Annotated in this window: 19 protein-coding genes; 12 read left to right on the forward strand and 7 right to left on the reverse strand. The window is 63.8% G+C overall.

Annotated features, from left to right (window positions below; translation table 11 throughout):
* The first annotated feature begins 12 nt into the window (after positions 1–12).
* From PQ467_RS04695 to PQ467_RS04710, 4 genes are all read left to right on the forward strand, one after another.
* Positions 13–1,389: an FGGY-family carbohydrate kinase gene (locus PQ467_RS04695; RefSeq protein WP_274175391.1), complete on the forward strand. Its 1,377-nt coding sequence runs from the start codon at positions 13–15 to the stop codon at positions 1,387–1,389.
* Positions 1,389–2,528, forward strand: a complete 1,140-nt coding sequence (gene lldD / locus PQ467_RS04700; protein ID WP_274175392.1) for an FMN-dependent L-lactate dehydrogenase LldD — start codon at positions 1,389–1,391, stop codon at positions 2,526–2,528. The genes PQ467_RS04695 and lldD overlap by 1 nt, the downstream gene beginning before the upstream one ends.
* Before the next feature lie 21 nt (positions 2,529–2,549).
* Positions 2,550–3,608 (forward strand): L-rhamnose/proton symporter RhaT, encoded by a 1,059-nt coding sequence (gene rhaT, locus PQ467_RS04705; protein WP_274175393.1) that lies wholly within the window; start codon positions 2,550–2,552, stop codon positions 3,606–3,608.
* 82 nt (positions 3,609–3,690) lie between these two features.
* A complete protein-coding gene (locus PQ467_RS04710) occupies positions 3,691–4,470 on the forward strand; it encodes a DeoR/GlpR family DNA-binding transcription regulator (RefSeq protein ID WP_274175394.1) in 780 nt (259 codons plus the stop codon).
* Here the strand turns inward: PQ467_RS04710 and PQ467_RS04715 are convergent.
* The 7 genes from PQ467_RS04715 to PQ467_RS04745 form a co-directional block, all read right to left on the reverse strand.
* Positions 4,467–5,429 (reverse strand): fumarylacetoacetate hydrolase family protein, encoded by a 963-nt coding sequence (locus PQ467_RS04715; protein WP_274175395.1) that lies wholly within the window; start codon positions 5,427–5,429, stop codon positions 4,467–4,469. The two genes, PQ467_RS04710 and PQ467_RS04715, sit on opposite strands and share 4 nt — an antisense overlap.
* Before the next feature lie 2 nt (positions 5,430–5,431).
* Positions 5,432–6,223, reverse strand: coding sequence for a cyclase family protein (locus PQ467_RS04720; protein ID WP_274175396.1), 792 nt, complete (start codon positions 6,221–6,223; stop codon positions 5,432–5,434).
* The gene (locus PQ467_RS04725; RefSeq protein ID WP_274175397.1) at positions 6,220–7,377 is read right to left on the reverse strand and encodes an alpha/beta hydrolase family protein; all 1,158 of its coding nucleotides are present in this window, start codon (positions 7,375–7,377) and stop codon (positions 6,220–6,222) included. Before PQ467_RS04725 ends, PQ467_RS04720 begins: the two co-directional genes overlap by 4 nt.
* Before the next feature lie 14 nt (positions 7,378–7,391).
* Positions 7,392–7,850, reverse strand: a complete 459-nt coding sequence (locus PQ467_RS04730) for a nuclear transport factor 2 family protein (RefSeq protein ID WP_274176090.1) — start codon at positions 7,848–7,850, stop codon at positions 7,392–7,394.
* On the reverse strand, positions 7,850–8,752 hold the full coding sequence (locus PQ467_RS04735) for a VOC family protein (protein WP_274175398.1): 903 nt from the start codon (positions 8,750–8,752) through the stop codon (positions 7,850–7,852). Before PQ467_RS04735 ends, PQ467_RS04730 begins: the two co-directional genes overlap by 1 nt.
* 22 nt (positions 8,753–8,774) lie before the next feature.
* A complete protein-coding gene (locus PQ467_RS04740) occupies positions 8,775–9,890 on the reverse strand; it encodes an FAD-dependent oxidoreductase (RefSeq protein WP_274175399.1) in 1,116 nt (371 codons plus the stop codon).
* Between the two features lie 155 nt (positions 9,891–10,045).
* Positions 10,046–10,954, reverse strand: a complete 909-nt coding sequence (locus PQ467_RS04745; protein WP_274175400.1) for a LysR family transcriptional regulator — start codon at positions 10,952–10,954, stop codon at positions 10,046–10,048.
* 168 nt (positions 10,955–11,122) lie between these two features.
* Here PQ467_RS04745 and PQ467_RS04750 point away from each other — a divergent pair, with 168 nt between their 5' ends.
* The 8 genes from PQ467_RS04750 (at position 11,123) to PQ467_RS04785 (ending at position 19,468) form a co-directional block, all read left to right on the forward strand.
* Entirely contained in the window at positions 11,123–12,331 is a 1,209-nt protein-coding gene (locus tag PQ467_RS04750) for an MFS transporter (protein WP_274175401.1), read from the forward strand.
* 4 nt (positions 12,332–12,335) lie between these two features.
* Positions 12,336–13,337 carry a sugar phosphate isomerase/epimerase family protein gene (locus PQ467_RS04755; protein WP_274175402.1) on the forward strand — a complete coding sequence of 334 codons (1,002 nt, stop codon included), beginning with the start codon at positions 12,336–12,338 and terminating at the stop codon, positions 13,335–13,337.
* Positions 13,338–13,724: a C-glycoside deglycosidase beta subunit domain-containing protein gene (locus PQ467_RS04760; protein ID WP_274175403.1), complete on the forward strand. Its 387-nt coding sequence runs from the start codon at positions 13,338–13,340 to the stop codon at positions 13,722–13,724.
* Positions 13,721–15,055, forward strand: a complete 1,335-nt coding sequence (locus PQ467_RS04765; protein ID WP_274175404.1) for a glycoside hydrolase family 1 protein — start codon at positions 13,721–13,723, stop codon at positions 15,053–15,055. The genes PQ467_RS04760 and PQ467_RS04765 overlap by 4 nt, the downstream gene beginning before the upstream one ends.
* A gap of 213 nt (positions 15,056–15,268) precedes the next feature.
* Positions 15,269–16,060 (forward strand): enoyl-CoA hydratase-related protein, encoded by a 792-nt coding sequence (locus PQ467_RS04770; RefSeq protein ID WP_274175405.1) that lies wholly within the window; start codon positions 15,269–15,271, stop codon positions 16,058–16,060.
* 28 nt (positions 16,061–16,088) lie between these two features.
* Positions 16,089–16,835, forward strand: coding sequence for an electron transfer flavoprotein subunit beta/FixA family protein (locus PQ467_RS04775; protein ID WP_274175406.1), 747 nt, complete (start codon positions 16,089–16,091; stop codon positions 16,833–16,835).
* Positions 16,836–16,873: 38 nt separating this feature from the next.
* Positions 16,874–17,803, forward strand: a complete 930-nt coding sequence (locus PQ467_RS04780) for an electron transfer flavoprotein subunit alpha/FixB family protein (protein WP_274175407.1) — start codon at positions 16,874–16,876, stop codon at positions 17,801–17,803.
* Between the two features lie 3 nt (positions 17,804–17,806).
* Positions 17,807–19,468 (forward strand): electron transfer flavoprotein-ubiquinone oxidoreductase, encoded by a 1,662-nt coding sequence (locus PQ467_RS04785; RefSeq protein ID WP_274175408.1) that lies wholly within the window; start codon positions 17,807–17,809, stop codon positions 19,466–19,468.
* Positions 19,469–19,671: the final 203 nt, after the last annotated feature.

Below are 19,671 nucleotides of genomic sequence, written 5' to 3' on the forward strand. Positions count from 1 at the left end.
GGCTGGGCCATCGTGATCGACATCGGCAAGACGATGTCGAAAATCACCATGTGGTCGCGTGAGGGGCAATTGCTGGACCGTCAGGTGCGCCCCAATGCAAAATGCGAGGAAGGCGGCATTGCGCGCCTTGATGCGGCGGGCATTGCCGATTGGGCGACAGGCGTGTTGCGCGGCCATGCCGACAGCGGCGTTGAATATATCGTGCCGGTCGGGCATGGCGCAGGCTTTGCCGCGATCCTTGATGGCGCGCTGGCTTTCTCGCCGCTGGATTACGAGGCCGCCCCGCCGCCGTCCACAATGGAGGCCTATCGCGCCGCCCGCTCTCCTTTTGCGCAGACCGGATCGCCCGCCCTGCCGCAAGGGCTGAATTTCGGCGCCCATGTCTGGTGGGCGGATCGGCTCTATCCCGATGCGATGGCGCGCGCCACGCTGGTGCCTTGGGCACAATATTGGGCATGGTGGCTTTCGGGCGTGGCCGCCAGTGAGGTCACTTCGCTGGGTTGTCATTCCGACCTGTGGAACCCGGATGCGGGCGACTGGTCCGATCTGGCCAAGAGGCAGGGCTGGGACCGGCGTTTTGCCCCGGTGGTCAAGGCCAGCGATGTGCTGGGCACGATCAGCCCGGCGCTGGCCGCGGCCACGGGACTGCCGGAAACGGTGCGCGTTCTGGCGGGGCTGCACGATTCCAATGCGGCGCTGATGGCGGCGCGCGGGTTTGCCGAAATCGCCCGCAATGAGGCGACTGTCCTGTCCACCGGCACATGGTTCATTGCCATGCGCTTAGCGGCCACGCCCATCGCCACCGCCGACCTGCCCGAGGCGCGGGATTGTCTTGTGAATGTTGATGCCTATGGGCGGCCCGTTCCTTCGGCGCGTTTCATGGGCGGGCGTGAGATCGAAGCGCTGATCGAGATCGACACCCGCCGGGTGGATATCAAGCCCGATCAGCCGCATCTGCTGGCCGCCGTCCCCGCCGTGCTGGCATCGGGCGCGATGCATATGCCCACGCTGGCGCCGGGCTGCGGGCCTTATCCCGATGCGCAAGGGCAATGGGTCAATCAGCCCGAAGATTGGTATGAACGCCGCGCCGGGGCCTGCCTCTATGCCGCGCTGGTGGCGGATCAGGCGCTTGACCTGATCGGCTCGGACGAACGCCTGCTGGTCGAGGGCCGCTTTGCCGAGGCGGAGGTTTTCGTCCGCGCGCTGGCCGCGCTGCGCCCCAAGACACAGGTTTTTGTTGGAAGCGCGCATAATGATGTCAGTTTCGGCGCGATCCGCCTGATCGATCCCGCGCTGATGCCCGAGGGTGAATTGCGCAGGATCGAGCCGCTCGACGCCGATCTCGACACCTATCGCAACCGCTGGCTGGCCCGGCTGGAGAGCAATTGATGATTATCGCTTCCGTCGCTGATTTCCGCGAGGCCGCCCGCCGCCGCCTGCCGCGCTTCCTGTTCGAATATATGGATGGCGGCAGCTATGGCGAAGTGACGCTGCGCAAGAATGCCGAGGATCTGGCCCATCTGGCGCTGCGCCAGCGGGTTTTGCGCGATGTGTCGAAGATCGACATGTCGACCACCCTGTTCGGGACAAAGCAGGCTTTGCCCGTGGCGCTGGCCCCGGTGGGCCTTGCGGGCCTGAACGCGCGGCGGGGCGAATGTCAGGCCGTGCGCGCGGCCAACAAGGCAGACATTCCTTTCACGCTCTCCACCGTTTCGGCCTGCGCCTTGCCGGAAGTGTCGGCGGTGGCGACCAAGCCTTTCTGGTTCCAGCTCTATATGATCCGCGACCGCGCCTTCATGAAGGATCTGCTGGCTCAGGCCGTCGTGGCGCAATGCAGCGCGCTGGTCTTCACCGTGGACATGCCGGTGCCCGGCAGCCGTTACCGCGATTACCACACCGGTTTGGCGGGCAGCGGCGGGTTGAAAGGCGCCGCATGGCGCGTGGCTCAGGCCATGGTGCGGCCCGAATGGGCGTGGGATGTGGGCGTGATGGGCCGCCCGCATCATCTGGGCAATGTCGCCCCGGTGCTGAAAGGCAATACCGGCATCGAGGATTTCTTTGCCTGGATGCGGGGCAATTTCGACCCCTCGATCAACTGGCGCGACCTCGATTTCATCCGCAGCGAGTGGAAGGGGCCTTTGATCATCAAGGGCGTCCTCGACCCCGAAGACGCGCGTGAGGCGGCCAAGCTGGGCGCCGATGGCATTGTCGTGTCCAACCATGGCGGGCGGCAATTGGACGGCGTGCTGTCCAGCGCCCGCGCCCTGCCGCCGATTGCCGATGCGGTGGGCGATGATCTGACCGTGCTGGCCGATGGCGGGGTGCGTTCGGGGCTGGATGTGGTGCGGATGCTGGCGCTCGGCGCGAAGGGCGTGCTGCTGGGCCGGGCGTGGTCCTATGCCCTGGCGGCAAAGGGCGAGGCGGGCGTTTCGAAAATGCTCGACATCATCACGGCGGAAATGCGCGTGGCCATGGCGCTGACGGGCTGCACCGACATTTCGCAAATCAACCGCGATATTCTTGCATAAACAACGACAAGGGAGAGGCTCATGGTGCCCAATCCGGCGCTGGGCGTGGTGTTTCACTGGATCGGGGGTTTTTCCTCGGCCAGCTTTTATGTGCCCTATAAACGCATCCGTTCGTGGAACTGGGAAGTATTCTGGCTGGCGGGCGGGCTGTTCAGCTGGCTGATCGCGCCGTGGCTGTTCGCTTCGCTGCGCACAAATGATCTGCTTGGCGTGCTGGCCGCCGCCCCCCGGGCAACTCTGGCATGGTGCTGGTTCTGGGGGGTGATGTGGGGTTTTGGCGGGCTGACCTTTGGGTTGACCATGCGTTATCTCGGCCTGTCGCTGGGTATGGCGGTGGCGTTGGGGCTGACCACGGTGATCGGCACGCTGGGGCCGCCGATCTTTCACGGCACGTTTGGAGAAATCGCGGCCAAGACCAGCGGGCAATTGACCCTTTTGGGCATTGTCATCACGTTGGTGGGCATCATCGTCGTGGCGCGCGGGGGCGCTGCCAAATCGCGCGAAGTGCCCGGCGGCGAGGCGGTGGCCGAATTCGACCTGAAAAAGGGTCTGGCGATTGCGAGTTTTTCGGGCGTGATGTCGGGCTGTTTCGCATGGGGGTTGGACGCTGGCCAGCCGATCCGCGACCTGACGCTGGCGGCGGGAACCGATCCGCTTTCGCAAGGTCTGCCGGTGCTTTGCGTCGTGCTGCTGGGCGGGCTGACCACCAATGCCTTGTGGTGCGCCTATCTGATCGTGAAGAACCGCAGCCTTGGGCAATTTGTCGGCGCGTCCAACGATGCGGCCGCGCCGCGCGCGCCTTTGCTGCGCAACTGGCTGCTGGCGGCGCTGGGCGGCACGCTGTGGTATGGCCAGTTCTTCTTCTACACGATGGGCGAAAGCCAGATGGGCAAGTACGGCTTTTCGAGCTGGACGCTGCATATGGCCAGCATCATCCTGTTCTCCACGCTCTGGGGCTTTGCGCTCAAGGAATGGCTGGGGACGTCGCGCCGCACGCGCTCGCTGGTGTGGGGCGGCATCGGCCTGCTGATCGGGGCGACGGTGGTGATCGGCGGGGGGAATATGTTGGCCGCAGGGTGATAGTATGATGGCTTTTGCGCGAATTTGACGGCATAGGCTGTCGGGCCGGATAAAAGCATTTGGGGATGGGGCGATACAATTCATGCACGCAACGGAACGCGAAAGGCTGATTCTCGAAGCGCTGGCCCCATCCGGCTTCGTGTCCTATCGCGATCTGGAAAGCCGCCTCGATGCCTCGCCCGCCACGATCCGCCGCGATCTTTCGCGGATGGAGGCCGAGGGGTTGCTGGTCCGCGTCCATGGCGGGGCCAAACTGAGCGAGGCCGAGGAGGCCGAACCTTCGGGCGCGGCCTTGCTGGGCACGCCGTTTGACCAGTCGATCACGCTCAACCTTGCCGCCAAGCAGGCGATCGGCCGGGCCGCCGCCGCCCTGTGCGAACCGGGCGAGGGCATCATGATCGACGGGGGCAGCACCACGGTCCAGATGTGCCCGCATCTCGACGGGCTCGACCTTCAGGTGCTGACCAATTCGCTCCATATCGTCAACGGCCTGCTGCCGCAGAAAGGCACGCGCATCCTTGTCCCTTCGGGCAGCGTGTTTCGCGAACAGAACATCATCCTGGCCCCGGCGGGCGAGGATTCGATGCCGCGCTTTCACGCGCCCAAATTGTTCATGGGGGCCGCCGCCGTGGGCCAGCGGGGCGTGATGCAGCATGACATCATTCTGGTCGCCGCCGAACGCCGTCTGGTTGATCGCGCCGAACAGGTGATCCTGCTGGTCGATTCCAGCAAATTCGTTTCATCCTCCGGCGTGATTGTCTGCGGGCTGGATGAGGTGGACGTGTTGATTACCGACGCCGGCATCACCCCCGCGCAGGCCGACATGGTGCGCGGCGCGGGGGTGCGGCTGATTATCGCTTAACCGGCCTGCACGACCTGTTGGTCGATGGCGCCAAAGGGCTTGGCGCCGGTGCTGGTGATCGCCTCCATGCGGATGGTGTCGCCAAAATGCATGAAGCTGGTGGTCGGCTTGCCGTCCGCAATCATCTCGATGGCGCGGCGTTCGGAAATGCAGGCCGAACCGCGCGTCGCATATTCGGCGTTGGATACCGTGCCTGAACCGATGATCGTGCCCGCCACAAGCTCGCGGCTGCGCGCGGCATGGGCGATCAGCTCGGGGAAGGAAAAGCTCATCTGATCCCCGCGCACCAGGCCGAAACGCTCGCCGTTCCATGTGACGGAAAGGTCCGCGCCGATCCGCCCGTTGGCCCAATCTGCGCCCAATTCGTCAGGCGTGACGGCAAAGGGCGCCATCGAGCAGGGGGGCTTGGCCTGAATCCAGCCAAAGCCGGTTTTCATTTCCACCGGCGCAATGGTGCGCAGCGACCAATCGTTGATCTGGACCAGCAGCTTGATATGCCCTGCCGCCTCCTCGGGCGTGACGCCCATGGGGACGGTATCGACGATCACCCCGAACTCGCCCTCAAAATCAATCCCATCCGCCTCGGACGGCAGGGGAATCGCGTCGTTGGGGCCGTAAAACCGGTCCGAAACGCCCTGATACATAAGGGGGCGGTCGGTATCGTGCGGGGGCGAGTTGAAGGCGATCTGCATCAATTCGCCATGGGTGGAAAAGGCCGACCCGTCGAGCCATTGCCACGAACGCGGCAAGGGGGCGAGCAGCCGCGTTGGATCAAGATGCCCGCCGCCGCCATTCTCCAGTAGCGCCGAGAGCCGCCCCAGCATGGGCAGCGCTCTGTCCCAATCGGCAATGGCCGAAATCAGGTTCAGGTCCGGCGCGGACAGATAGCGCGCCCCGTCGGCGGAAACCACAACCAGCTCGCCATCGGGGCGTCCGTTGCGCAAGGTAGCAAGGCGCATGATTATTCCTCGATGATGGCCACGGCGCGGGTCCAGCCTGCGGATGCGCCCTTGATCTTGTGGGGAAAGCAGGAAACGGTGAAGCCATGCGGGGGCAGGGCCTCAAGGTTGTGCAGCTTTTCAAGGTGGCAATAGCCGATGTCGCGCCCGGCCTTGTGGCCTTCCCAGATGAGGGAGGTATCGCCGGTTTCGGCCACTTTTTCCGCCGTCAGGGCAAAAGGCGCGTCCCAGCTCCACGCATCGGTGCCCGTCACGCGCACGCCGCGTGTGGTCAGATACATCGTCGCCTCATAGCCCATGCCACAGCCGATGTTGACATAGTTGGGGTTGCCCACCGCCATGCCCGCCGCCGTATTGACCAGCACGATGTCCAGAGGCTGCAATTCATGCCCGATGCGGTTCAACTCGTCCTCGACATCCTGCGCCGTCACAACATAGCCGTCCGGCAGGTGGCGAAAGTCGAGCTTCACCCCGCGCTGGAAACACCATTCCAGCGGGATTTCATCGATGGTCAGCGAGCGCTTGGCCTCGCCGCTGGCCGCGTCCATCGTGGGATGGAAATGATAGGGCGCGTCCAGATGCGTGCCCGAATGGGTGGTCAGCTTGACCCATTCGGCGGCGGCGAAACCGGCCCCGTCGGGGGTCTGCTCGGCGGTGATGCCGGGAAAGAAATGGCCCAGTTCGGTCAGGGTTTCGGCATGCACCTGATAGGTGATTTCCGGCTTGAGAAACGGCGGATCGGTGATCACATCGTTGCACAGCGTGATCGACAGGTCGATAAAACGACGGCTCATGCGACATTACCCCCCAGCGTTTCGGCAAACCAGTCGGCGATGTAATCGCGACCATAGGCCATATTGTCGGCGCCGACATGCTCGACCCCGCCTTCGCGTGCGGTGAAGATCTTTAGCTCACGCCGGGGGCTGTTGACCAATTGATCGTAGCAGTCGTGGGCATAGGAAACGCTGATCTGTCGATCCTGTGCGCCGTGGGTGACGAGGAAGGGCACGCGAACCCCGCCCATATGGCCGTTCAGATTCATCGCTTCGGACTTTTGGAGGAATTCCTCCATCGTTTCCGCGCCAAAGGCCCACATCACATGCGCCCAGTAATGCGGGACCGGGTTTTCGCCCTCGCGCTTCATCCGCTTGTCCTGCACCTCGCGCCAGTTGTGGTTCGCGCCCCAGCAGGCGCCGGACGCAAAGCGCGGCTCATAGGCCACCGCGCGCGGGGCGAAATGGCCGCCCAGCGAAATGCCGGTCATGCCGATGCGCTTGGGATCGACATCCGGCTGGGTTTCCAGCCAGTCCACCGCCTTGCTCGCCCAGTTTTCGCTGTGGGGATCAACCGGCAGGCCCTGAAGACGCAGCGCCTCGCCGGTGCCGGGCTGATCGACGCAGAGGGTGGAAATGCCGCGCCTGGCCAGCGCTTCGGGCAGGCGGCTCCAGTAGAGCAGCTCCTTGCAGCTATCCAGACCGTTGCAATAGACGACCACCGGGCGCGGACCTTCGCCCGCACCGCGCGTGTAAAGCGCCGACATCGTGCCGGTGCTCAGCGGGATTTCCACGCGCTCCCGGTTGATGCTGCCCAGCTTGGTCGAACGGGCAAAGGCATCGAGCGCCTTGGCATAGGTTTCCTTGCGCCCCGGTGCGCCATGGCCCTGCATGCGCTCGGCCACAAAGAGATAGAGCGAGGCGCGTTCCAGCTTGTCGCTGGCCGAAAAACCCCGGCCCCGCGCCTCATCCTCGGCGGCAAGTTCGATCAGCTTGTCGCCCATCGCGGCCCATTGCTTCATAAAAGCGGGCGTGCCTGCATCGCCGCCGCCGGCCGCGGCATCAAGGATCGGCTGACACATATCGACGATCTCGCCGATACGCCCGCCGCTTTCCAGGGCGATGGCGACCGAGAGGTTCCAGATATAGTTGGGGAAGGGGGAATATAGCGCCACGATGGGGGTTCCGTTCAGAAATAGGGATGCGGGTTGATGGTCTTGCTTTCGATAGGCTGCAAGACATCCCAGTGTTCGACAATCCGGCCGTTCTTGAGCCGATAGAAATCCGCGACCGTCCCGCCATTGCCATCAGGCCCGGTGCGGCCATGCAGGTGGATTACCGCAGAATCCCCGTCGACCAGAATGCGCTTGATGACAAAGCGCGATCCGGGCCGGGCAAACATCGGCTCCAGCGCGGCAATGGCGGCCTCGCGGCCATCGGGAATGCCGGGGTTGTGCTGGATGTAATCGGGGGCGACATGATCCATGAAGGCCCCGCGCACATCGCGCAGATCGTAAAACCTATGCGCGAAATCGGCCATGATGGCGCGATTGCGTTCGGTGGTCGTGGGATGGGTGGTGTGGGCGCGCGCCTGCACGGCCATGGGCATCAGGGCGAGAGCCGAGGCCAGCAGGGCGCGCCCGCGCATCACGCCTCGACCGCCACAAACAGCCCCGCGTTTTCATGCGGATGGGGCAGCGTCTGCGGCCCGCCCACGCCAATGCCCCACTGGTCCATGACCATGGGCGCGGGGGTATAGACGGTGGGCTCGCGGTTCTCGAAATCCACCTCTTCCAACTCGGCGGTATATTCGGTGACAAAGCCGCCGGGCGTGACGAAATAGCTGAACGTGTTGTCGCCCGCCGTGTGGCGGCCCGGACCCCAGCCGATGTTGACATCCTTCTGCTTCAAACGGTGGATGCCGCGCATCATGCCGTCCACGCCTTCCATGTCATAGGCGACATGGTTGAGGCAGGCCGGGCCGGGCAGGATGGCAAAGCGGTGATGGGCCGAATTGCAGCGCAGGAAGCACATGAAATCGCCCAGCCAGTCCGAGACCTTGAAGCCCAGCACATCGCAGAACCACGCGACCAGCGCCTTGTGGTCGGGCGAATGCAGCACGATATGGCTGATCTTGACCGGCACGCCTTCCCAGCGCGCGATCTCGCGCTTGGCCCCGCGCGCCACATCGGCGCTGATTTCCATCTGCAGCCCGTCGGGGCTGAAGAAACGGAAGCCATAGCCGCCGCCCGGCGTGGTCAATTCGCGCGGGGCATGGACGATCTTGCCGCCCGCCGCCTCAACCTTGGCGGCAAGGGCATCGACATCGGCGCGCGTGTCGGTGGCCAGCGCGATCACATCGATGCGGTTTTCGTCATTGGCGCGCAGGCGCACCACGTGGTGCTCGTCATGACCCTGCGCCTTGAACCAGGCCATGCCATCATCGGAGGCCACGCGTTCCAGACCCCAGACATCGGTGTAATAGGCGGCCTCGGCGTCCAGATCGGTGACGCCATAGCCCACATAGCGGATTTCGGTAACTCGGCTCATTGAAGGGAATTCCTTTGGAAAATCAGATGGGCTGCGAGACCATCGCAAACATTTCGGAGGTCGCCTTGGCATTGTCGACGGGCGGGCCCTTGCCGATCTGGCCGTGGCAGATCTCAAGGCTCTTCTCGACGATGAAGCGGCAGCGTTCAAAGCGGCGGTTGCGATAGGCGGTGAAGGCTTCCTGCGGCGTTGCGGCCTTGCCGATCTCGTCGGCCAGCACGATGCTGTCCTCGACCGCCATGCCCGCGCCCTGACCCAGATGCGGCGTGGTGGCATGGACCGCATCGCCCAGCAGCACGACCCGGCCCACATGCCAATCGCCATAGAGCATCATGCCCTCAAGCGGGCGATAGACGACGCCTTCGTCATCGGTGATCTGCTCGGCCAGAGCCTGAACGGCAGGCGCGGTATTGGCCAGCTTGCCGCGCATGGCCGCCGCGATCCCTTCCTTGGGATAGTAGGGATTGTCCGGCTCGGGCGTGGTGACATACATATACATCAGATCCGCGCTGATCGGCACAAAGCCGACGCCGGTGGGGCCGTTATAGACCTGAAGCGCATCCAGATCGGCCGGGCGCGGAAAGTTGTAGCGCCACACGGCCTGACCCGTGAATTGCGGTTTGGGCGCATCGGGCATGATGGTCTGGCGCGTCTGCGAATAGACGCCGTCCGCCCCGATGACCAAGGCATAGGTGCCCGCGCTGCCGTCCGAGAAGGTGACATTGACGGCATCGCCGGTGTCTTCAATCGCTGTGGCGGTGATGCCGAGGCGGATCTGCGCCCCCGCATCCTTGGCGGCATCGCCCAGCAGCTTGTGCAGCGCGGGGCGGCCGATGCCCATGTTGGCGGGCAGACCCGGCGCCACCGGATGGCCCGGAATGCGCGCGACCTTGTGACCGTTGGGGAGGAAGATTTCGACCGCGTCAAAACCCACGCCTGCGGCCAGATAGCCATCCAGAATGCCCAGTTGTTGCGCCGCCGAGAGCACGTTCGACTGCTGAATGATGCCCACGCCGTACACCGACCAGTTCGGGTCGCGTTCGATGACGGTGACGCTATGGCCCGCCTTGCACAGGGCAATCGCGCTGGTCAGGCCGCCGATGCCGCCGCCGATAACGAGAATGTCGAGATTGTTCATGGCCGCGCCTCATGCGCGGCGCCACAGTGATGGCGCATATACTCTCCCCATGCGCCATAAGGGCGCGTTGACCGAGATATTTACGCGTATTCTGTTCAATCTGTAAAAGTCATTATCTGGATCAATGACCATAAACAATACTTATGGTAATGGCCCTAGGAGGTGGACTGCGCCGCCAGTCGCAATTGCTCGCGCAGCCACACCAGTCCGGCGTCATCCCGCCGGGCCTCGTGAAACTGCGCCATTTCGCGCAGACGAGGGAAGGGGAAGGGCATGGGCGCAAAGGCCAGATCGAATTGCGGCATCATCGCGCGCACCAGCCGTTTGTGCAAGACCGCAAGCCGCATCGTGTTTTGCAGAAACCACGGCACGCTGGCAAAGGAGGCGACCTCGATGTCGATCCGGCGCTGGCGCCCCATGCGGGCCAATTGCGTATCGGCAAAGGTGGCCGCGCGGCGCGTGCCAAGAGCAACGCCCACGTGGCCTGCGGCAAAGAATTCATCCGCGCTCAGCCCCGAGGCAAAGAGCGGATTGCCCGCCCAGCCGACCACGACCTGCTCCTCTTCATAAAGAAATTCAGAGGGATGCCATGGCGCCAGCAATTGTTCCGGCGCGATCAGCAAGTCAAACCGGCCCCCTTCCAGATCGTCGGCATTGCGCTCGGTTGGCTGCATGACCTCCAGTTGGATGTGGGGCGCGGCAAGGCTGATCCGCTCGGCCAGCGCGACCAGCACGGCGACCATCACATAGTCCGAGGCATTGATGCGAAAGCGGCGCGTCGAGGTGGCCGGATCAAATCCGGCGGGGGTGGCGATGGCCTGCTCGACGCTTTGCAGGCTGCGCTGGATTTGCGGAAACAGCGATTCGGCAAAGGGCGTAGGGTGCATCCGTTTGCCCACCTGGACCAGCAGTTCATCCCCGAAATAGGCGCGCAGACGGCGCAGCGAGGCGCTGGCCGCGGGCTGTGTCAGACCGAGGCGCTCGGCGGTCCGGGTGACACTGCGCGTTTCCATCAGCGCGGAAAACACCACCAGCAAATTCAGGTCGAGCTGTTTGAAACGCATTCCATCCCATTTCATCGCTTATGAGGCAGGCGATAAATCAGAATTGGAAATAATGAAAGCGCGCAGGCCTGCTTGACAAGGCCCATGATCGCGCATTACCGTTCAGAACAATAGTTCTAATTAAAATTCGTGGCAACCCGCAATGCAGGCCGCCATGGGGAGAGAAACTTGACCGTCCAATCCATCGCCCCGCGCAAGGCGGGTGCCGCACAGGGCATCACACTGGTCACGGTGGCCTTTTTGCCGATCGTGGCGATTGTTTCGATGTTTCCGGCTGTCCCGGCGATCATCGAGCATTTTGCCGCGCGCGATCCGGCCGCCATTGCCAAAGTGCCCGCCATGGTGTCCGCACCGGGGCTGACGATTGCCTTGCTGGCGCTGGTCGCCGGGCTGCTGGTCGACCGTTTCGGGCGGCGCAGGCTGCTGCTGGTGTCGACGGCGCTCTATGGCTTTGTGGGCGTGGCGCCCTTTTTCCTCGATTCGATTGACCAGATCTATGTCTCGCGCCTGGCCCTTGGCGTGGCCGAGGCGGCGATCCTGACCACGCTCAATACGCTGGTGGGCGATTATTGGAACGAGAAGGACCGCCGCTTCTGGCTGACCATGCAGGGCCTTGCCGGGCCGTTTCTGGGCAGCGCGGTGATCTTTCTGTCGGGCTATCTGACCGCGGTGCAATGGAACGGGATCTTCCTTGTCTATGCCGTCGGTTTCCCCGCCTTCCTTGCCAGCGCGGCGTTCCTCTATGAACCGGACAGCGACGAGACGGCGCGAAAGATGCTGGGTATGGACGAGGGGGGCGAGCCTTTCCCCTGGCGCAATGTGCTGACCTATGCGGGCGTGACCCTGCTGGGCAGCGCGCTTTATTATGTGTTCATCATCAATGGCGGGCTGGTGTGGCAGGAAATCGGGGTCAGGGACTCCGCCGCCATTGGCCGCATGACCAGCATCCCCAGCCTGTTCGTGATGGTGGGCGCGGGCGTGTTCTGGTTTACCGGCAAGTTTGGCCCGCGCTGGCAATTGTTCGCGCTCTTTGCATTGCTGGGCGCGGGGTTGGTGGTGATGGGGCTGATCCATGACTGGCGCGGCATGGTGGTCGGCATGGCCATTCAGCAGACCGGCGCGGGCATGGCTGTTCCCTGCCTTGTCGCCTGGGCGCAAAGCAATCTGCCCTTTGCCCATCGCGGGCGCGGCATGGGCATCTGGACCGCGTGTTTCTTCTTCGGCCAATTTTCCTCGCCGCTGCTGGTCAGCCTGCTGCGCGAGCATTTCGGCCATATGCAGGGCGCTTTCCTGGCCGCCGGGGTGTTTGGCCTCGCGTGCGCCTTGCTGGTGCTGATCGTTGTTTCGGGGCGCAAACAGGCCCCCACCGGAGCGTGATATCATGACATCGAAAATCAAGCGGGGCATCAGCCTCTACAGCTTTCAGGAAGAGATGTTCCTTGGCAAAATGAGCGTCGAGGATTGCGTGGCCTTTGGCGCCGGCATCGGCGCGCCGGGCATCGAAATCCTGCCCGAACAGAATATGCCGACCTTCCCGAACATCACCGACACTCAGGTTGGCGAATGGCGGGACATGCTGGAGCGCCACGGCGCGCATTTCACCTGCTATGACATGTTCCTCGACACCAAGCGCCGCAAAGACCGGTTGATGAGCGACGAGGAGCAGGTGGAAAGCATCCACCGCGACCTCATCCTGTGCAATCGCCTGGGCATCAGGAATATGCGCATCCTGATCTTTGTGCGCCCCGACATCCTCGAAAATTGTGTGCCGATGGCCGAAAAGCTGGACGTGCATATGGGCGTCGAGGTTCATGCGCCTTGGTATCTGGACCATGCCTGGATCCTGCGCACGATCGAGGTCGCCGATCGCCTTGGCACGAAGCATCTCGGCATCCTGCCCGACATGGGCATCTTCATGAAGCATTATCCGCCCGCCTTCCGCGCCCGTTTCGAGCGGCAAGGCGCCCGCCCCGAAGTGACCCAGTTCATCGTCGACCAGCACGAGGCGAAGGTCATGTGCGAATACACGATCTATGAAGTGGCCGTGAAGATGCAGGGCAACAAGGCCGAGGTGGCCATGGCCGAAACCCTGCGCCACGCGCCCTATGCCAATCCGAAACGGATCGGCGATTTTGCCCCCTATTTCCGCCATATTCAGGCCAAGTTCTATGAAATGAACGAGGATTGCACCGATCCCGCGCTGGCCTATGACGAGGTGATCCCCGAATTGGTCAAGGCCGGTTGGGAAGGCACGCTGTCGTCCGAATATGAAGGCAACCGCTGGATTCAGGACGTGCATGAAGTGGACAGCCGCGAGCAGGTTCGCCGCCAGCATGTGATGTTCAAACGCCTGATCGCCAAGGCCGAAGCGGAGTTTGCCTGAATGTTTGACAAATACACGATTGACCCCGCCACCGTGGCCAACACCGGCCCGGCCGATGCGCCCACCGGCTTTTCCTTCACCACGAAACTGGGCTATTATCGCGGCCTTGGCCTGTCGATGATCGAGGATCTCAAGGTGTCCATCGACGGCGAGGCGCTCCCCCGCGCGGCGATCACCTTTGACGAAGGCCCCGGCCCGCTGACGCTGGACGAGATGGAGACCGCCTTTGACCGCCGCTGGCCCTTTGGTGCCCCGGCCACGATCACGGTCGCGCTTCCCGGTGGTTTCCCGGCGGGTGAGCATAGACTCGCGCTGCAACAGCGTCTGCGCATTTCCTATATGCCGTTTCCCTCCTTCAACAATGACGAGAAGGTGATCAGCCTGTGATCGACCGCAGGGCCATGCTGGGCGCGACTGTCGCCCTTTCCGCTGCTCCCATGGCCCTGCACGCGGGCGCCCGGGCGAAACCGTTTGATCCGGCCTTCCCCAAAGGCTTCCTGTGGGGTGCGGCCACCGCCGCGCATCAGGTCGAGGGCAACAATACGTCCTCGGACGTGTGGTTTCTTGAGCATCTCAAAGGTACCATCTATGCCGAACCCTCGGGCGATGCCGCCAACAGCTTTTTGCTGTGGGAGCGCGATCTCGATCTGGTCAAAAACCTCGGCCTCAACACCTATCGTTTCAGCCTGGAATGGGCGCGGATCGAGCCGGAGCAGGGGATGTTTTCCATCGCCATGCTCGATCATTACAAGGCGATGATTGATGGATGCCATGCGCGCGGCCTGACGCCGGTGGTCACCTTCAACCATTTCACCACGCCGCGTTGGTTTGCCGCGCTTGGCGGATGGCATGGCGATGATGCGCCCGCCTTGTTCGCACGCTTTTGCGATCGGGCCGCGCGCCATCTGGCGGGCGGCATTGCCTATGCCACCACGCTCAATGAGCCCAATCTGGCGGGCAAGCTGGGCGAATTGCTGCCCGGCGATCTGCTAGGCGGAGACAAGGCGATGGTCGAGGCCGCCGCCAAAGAACTGGGCGTGGCCCTATATCAGCCCGGAAACACGCTCTACACGCGCGATGGTGCGCGCACGCAAAAGCATATGCTCGAAGGCCACCGGCTGGGCCGCGCCGCGATCAAGGCGGTACGCGGTGATCTGCCGGTCGGGGTCAGTCTGGCCATGCTGGACGAACAGGCCGCCCCCGGCCTGCCCAAGGGCGCGGTCAGCCTGCGCGATGCCAAGCGCGAGCATTTCTATGGCGACTGGCTGCGTCTGGCCAAAACGGATTGCGATTTCCTCGGCATCCAGAATTACGAGCGCAGCGTGTGGACCGACAAGGGCAAGCTGCCCAATCCGCCCGGCGCCGTCACCAACACGATGGGGGCGGAGGTCTATCCGCCCTCGCTGGCGGGGGTGGCGCGCTATGCCCATGCCGAAACGAATTTGCCGATCATGGTGACCGAACATGGCGTGGGCACCGAGCATGACGAAATCCGCGCCAATCTGATCCCCGCCGCGCTGAGGGAGTTGAAAAAGGCGATGGATGATGGCGTGCCGGTGATCGGCTATTGCCACTGGAGCCTGATCGACAATTACGAGTGGGGGTTTGGTTATCGCATCCGCTTTGGCCTGTGCGAACTGGACCGCGCCACCTTCAAGCGCACGCCCAAACCCAGCGCCGGAGTGCTGGGCCGGATCGCCCGCGCCAATTCGCTCTGAGCCATTTCTTCTGACGCCTTGATCATCGCGCCCGCGCGGGCCGATGGACAGTGCCGCCTTGATCACCCATAGATCGGATAATGCGCGCCGCCCCCGACAAAGGGCGGCCGCATCGTCTATAATCGACAGGTCGGTACGAGAGAGGATGCATCCCAAAGCGCGGACCCTGCCGGTCTGCGCAACCGGGGCGATCCGTAAGGCGAAGGTGGCATAATGACGGATTATCGCTTTATTACGGCGAGCCTTGCGGGCGATGTGGCAACGATTGCCCTCAATCGGCCCGAGAAATTGAACGCGCTGACCCCGGCGATGTTCGGGGAATTGGGCGATGCGGTGGCCGCCGCCGTGGCGCAGGGCGCGCGGGCTCTGGTGCTGACGGGCGAGGGGCGGTTCTTCTGTTCGGGCGCGGATATTGCCCCGGATGGCGCGGGCTATGATGGCCTGCCGGAGGATCTGGGGGAACTGCTCGACAGCGCCTACAATCCTTTTGCCCGGCAATTGGCGGCGCTGGACATCCCGGTGGTGACTGCCTTGAACGGCCCCTGCGCCGGGGCGGGTATGAGCCTTGCTCTTGCCGGAGACATCGTGGTGATGGCCCAAAGCGCCTATCTTCTGCTGGCCTTTGTCAACATCGGTCTGGTGCCCGATGCGGGCGCGACATGGCTGGTGGCGCGCAGCGTGGGGCGGGCGCGGGCGCTGGAAATGGCGCTGCTGGGCGAACGCATGGGGGCCGATGAGGCCAAGGCGGCCGGATTGGTGACGCGGGTCGTGGGGGACGCAGATGTGCTGGGCGAGGCGCAGGCGCTGGCCGCGCGTCTGGCCGCCGGGCCGACCCGCGCGATGGGCCTGATTCGCCGACAGGTGGCTTTTGCGCTGGAACAGGGTTTCGATGCGACGCTGGATGTGGAGCGGGATCACCAGTCTGTGGCCGGGCGCACCGACGATTTCGCCGAGGCGCTCGCCGCCTTTGCCGATAAGCGCAAGCCTGAGTTTTCAGGTCGTTAAGATCGTGTGTTTTGAAAAGGTTGCTCTCATGAAACTGCTGGTACCGATCAAGCGCGTGCTTGATTACAACGTGAAGCCTCGTGTGAAGGCGGATGGTTCGGGTGTTGACCTGAGCAATGTGAAGATGAGCATGAACCCGTTTGACGAGATCGCGGTGGAGGAGGCTGTTCGCTTGAAGGAGCGGGGCGTGGCCACCGAGGTTGTGGTGGTGTCGGTTGGCCCGGCCAAGGCTCAGGAGACGTTGCGTTCGGCTCTGGCCATGGGGGCGGACCGGGCGATCTTGGTGAGCACGGAAGAGACGGTCGAGCCGCTGGCGGTGGCGAAGATTTTGGCGAAGATCATGGCCGAGGAGGCCCCGCAACTGGTGGTGCTGGGCAAGCAGGCGATTGACGATGACAGCAATCAGGTGGGGCAGATGCTGGCTGCCTTGACGGGCCGCCCGCAGGGGACGTTTGCCAGTAAGGTCGAGGTTGAGGGCGAGGCGGTGCTGGTGACGCGCGAGGTCGATGGCGGGCTGGAGACGGTCAAGCTCACGCTGCCCGCGATTGTGACGACCGACCTGCGGCTCAATGAACCGCGCTATGCTTCGCTGCCTAACATCATGAAGGCCAAGTCGAAGAAGCTCGAGACCAAGGCGCCCGGTGATTACGGGGTGGATATCACGCCGCGCCTGAAGGTGCTGAAGGTTTCCGAACCGGCGGTGCGCAGCGCAGGCGTGAAGGTCGCCGATGTCGATGCGCTGGTGGGCAAGCTTAAAGAATTGGGCGTCGCCTGAGCGAAGGCGAGGGCGAAACCAAGAAAAGGAATTGTAACATGGCTGTTTTGGTGTGGGCCGAGCATGACAATGCGGTGCTCAAGGATGCGACGCTTTCGGCGGTGACGGCGGCCTCGCAACTGGGCGAGGTGCATGTGCTGGTGGCGGGGTCTGGCGTTGGCGCTGTGGCCGAGGCGGCGGCGGGAATCGCGGGCGTGGTCAAGGTGCTGGTGGGCGATGATGCGGCCTATGCGCATGGCCTGGCGGAGAATGTTGCGCCGCTGGTGGTGGGGCTGATGGAGGGCTATGACGCCTTTGTCGCGCCCGCAACGACGACGGGCAAGAACATCGCCCCGCGCGTGGCGGCTTTGCTCGATGTGGCGCAGATCTCGGATATTCTGAGCGTCGAGGGTCCCAAGAGCTTCACCCGCCCGATCTATGCCGGCAATGCGATTGCCACGGTCGAGAGCAGCGACGCCAAGCTGGTGATCACCGCGCGCGGCACCGCCTTTGCCAAGGCCGAAGCCACCGGCGGCAGCGCCGTGATCGAGGCCGTCGCCACCACCGGGGACGCGGGAATTTCCAGCTTCGTCGGCGCGGAAATCGCCAAGTCGGAACGCCCCGAACTGACCAGCGCCAAGGTGATCGTCTCGGGCGGGCGGGCCTTGAAAGATGCCGAGACCTTTGCCGCCACGATCCTGCCGCTGGCCGACAAGCTGGGCGCGGCCGTGGGCGCATCGCGCGCTGCCGTGGACGCGGGCTATGTCCCCAATGACTATCAGGTGGGCCAGACCGGCAAGATCGTCGCGCCGCAGGTTTACATCGCCGTGGGCATTTCCGGGGCGATCCAGCATCTGGCGGGGATGAAGGACAGCAAAACCATCATCGCCATCAACAAGGACGAGGACGCGCCGATCTTCCAGGTGGCCGACATCGGGCTGGTCGCGGATCTGTTTGCCGCCGTGCCCGAGCTGACGGGGAAGCTGTAAGCCATGAGCGAGATCCAGCACGAGGCGGTCCAGCGCGACACCATGCCCTATGATGTGGTGGTGGTCGGCGGTGGCCCTGCGGGGCTTTCGGCCGCCATCCGGATCAAGCAGCTCAATGCCGATCTGAGCGTCTGCGTGCTGGAGAAGGGCTCGGAAGTGGGGGCGCATATTCTCTCGGGCGCGGTGGTCGATCCGCGCGCGATGGATGAGCTGCTGCCCGATTGGCGGACCGATGGCTGCCCTTTGGCGGAAACGCCGGTGACGGACAACTGGCACTGGGTTCTCACCAAGGGCGGGCATTATGCGGTGCCCCATGCGCTGATGCCGCCGTTTATGAGCAATGATGGCAATTACACCGTCAGCCTCGGCAATCTGTGCCGCTGGCTGGGGGGCAAGGCCGAGGAGCTGGGGGTGGAGGTCTTCCCCGGCTTCCCGGCGGCAGAATTGCTCTATGACGGCGACCGCATCATCGGCGTGCAGACCGGCGATATGGGCGTGGACCATGATGGCAATCCGAAGCCGGATTACCAGCCCGGCATGAACCTGACGGCGCAATACACGATCCTGGCCGAGGGCGCGCGCGGGCATCTGACCAAAAGGGTCAAGGCGAAGTACGCTCTGGAGCGCGATTGTCAGCCGCAGGTCTATGGTCTGGGCATCAAGGAATTGTGGGACATTGCGCCCGACAAGCACGTGCCGGGCCGCGTGCTGCACACGCAGGGCTGGCCGCTCAGTGAGAGCGAGAGTTGGGGCGGGGGTTTCCTCTATCATCAGGCGGGCGGGCAGGTGGCCTTGGGTTTTGTGACGGCGCTCGATTACAAGAACCCGCATGTCAGCCCGTATGAGGAATTCCAGCGCTGGAAGCAGCATCCGGCGATCCGGGCGATCCTCGAAGGCGGCAAACGCGTCAGCTATGGCGCGCGGGTGATCAACGAGGGCGGGTGGCAATCGGTGCCGCATCTGGCCTTCCCCGGCGGGGTGCTGGCCGGGTGCAGCGCGGGCTTTGTCAACGTGCCGCGCATCAAGGGCAGCCATACGGCGATGAAGAGCGGCATGCTGGCCGCCGAGGCGATTGTGGCGGCGATTGCGGCAGGGCAGGAGGGCGCGCAGCTGGATGGCTACGAGGCTACCTTGCGCGAGAGCTGGATCGCCGACGAACTCAAGCTGGTGCAGAACGCGCAGCCTTTGGTGGCGAAGTTCGGCGGGGCGCTGGGCACGGTGCTGGCGGGTGCGGATATGTGGGCGCGCTATCTGCGCATCAACCCGTTTGGCGCGATGGCGCATCACACCGATGCCGAGGCGACGGGCCGGGCCGATCTCTATCAGCCCATCGCCTATCCCAAGCCCGATGGCGTGATCAGCTTTGACCGGCTGACCAGCGTGTCCTTCTCCTTCACCAACCATGCGGAGGATCAGCCCTGCCACCTGAAACTGGCCGACCCCTCGGTGCCCACGCGCATCAACCTGCCCCGCTATGCCGGGCCGGAGGCGCGCTACTGCCCGGCAGGGGTCTATGAGTTTGTGGGCGAGGGCGATGCCAAGCGCCTCCAGATCAACGCCCAGAACTGCGTCCACTGCAAGACCTGCGACATCAAGGACCCCACCGGCAACATCACATGGGTCGCGCCCGAAGGCGGCGGTGGGCCCAATTATCCCAATATGTGAGGGGGAAGGGAAGAGAGGGAGAAGAAAAGGATAGATGCGAGGGTCTGGACCCTCGCGCTCCCGTTACTGTCGACGGGGTGCCCCGCCAATACCAAGGGGCCCAATACGCAATGTCGAAGTTTGAAAGCCTGCGGCGCGGAGAAACCTGCGCTAGCCGCGCCGCAGGCCTTCAAACCCTAAAACCCCAAACCACCCCCGCCAAC

Source organism: Novosphingobium sp. KACC 22771 (assembly GCF_028736195.1).
Taxonomy (GTDB): Bacteria; Pseudomonadota; Alphaproteobacteria; order Sphingomonadales; family Sphingomonadaceae; genus Novosphingobium.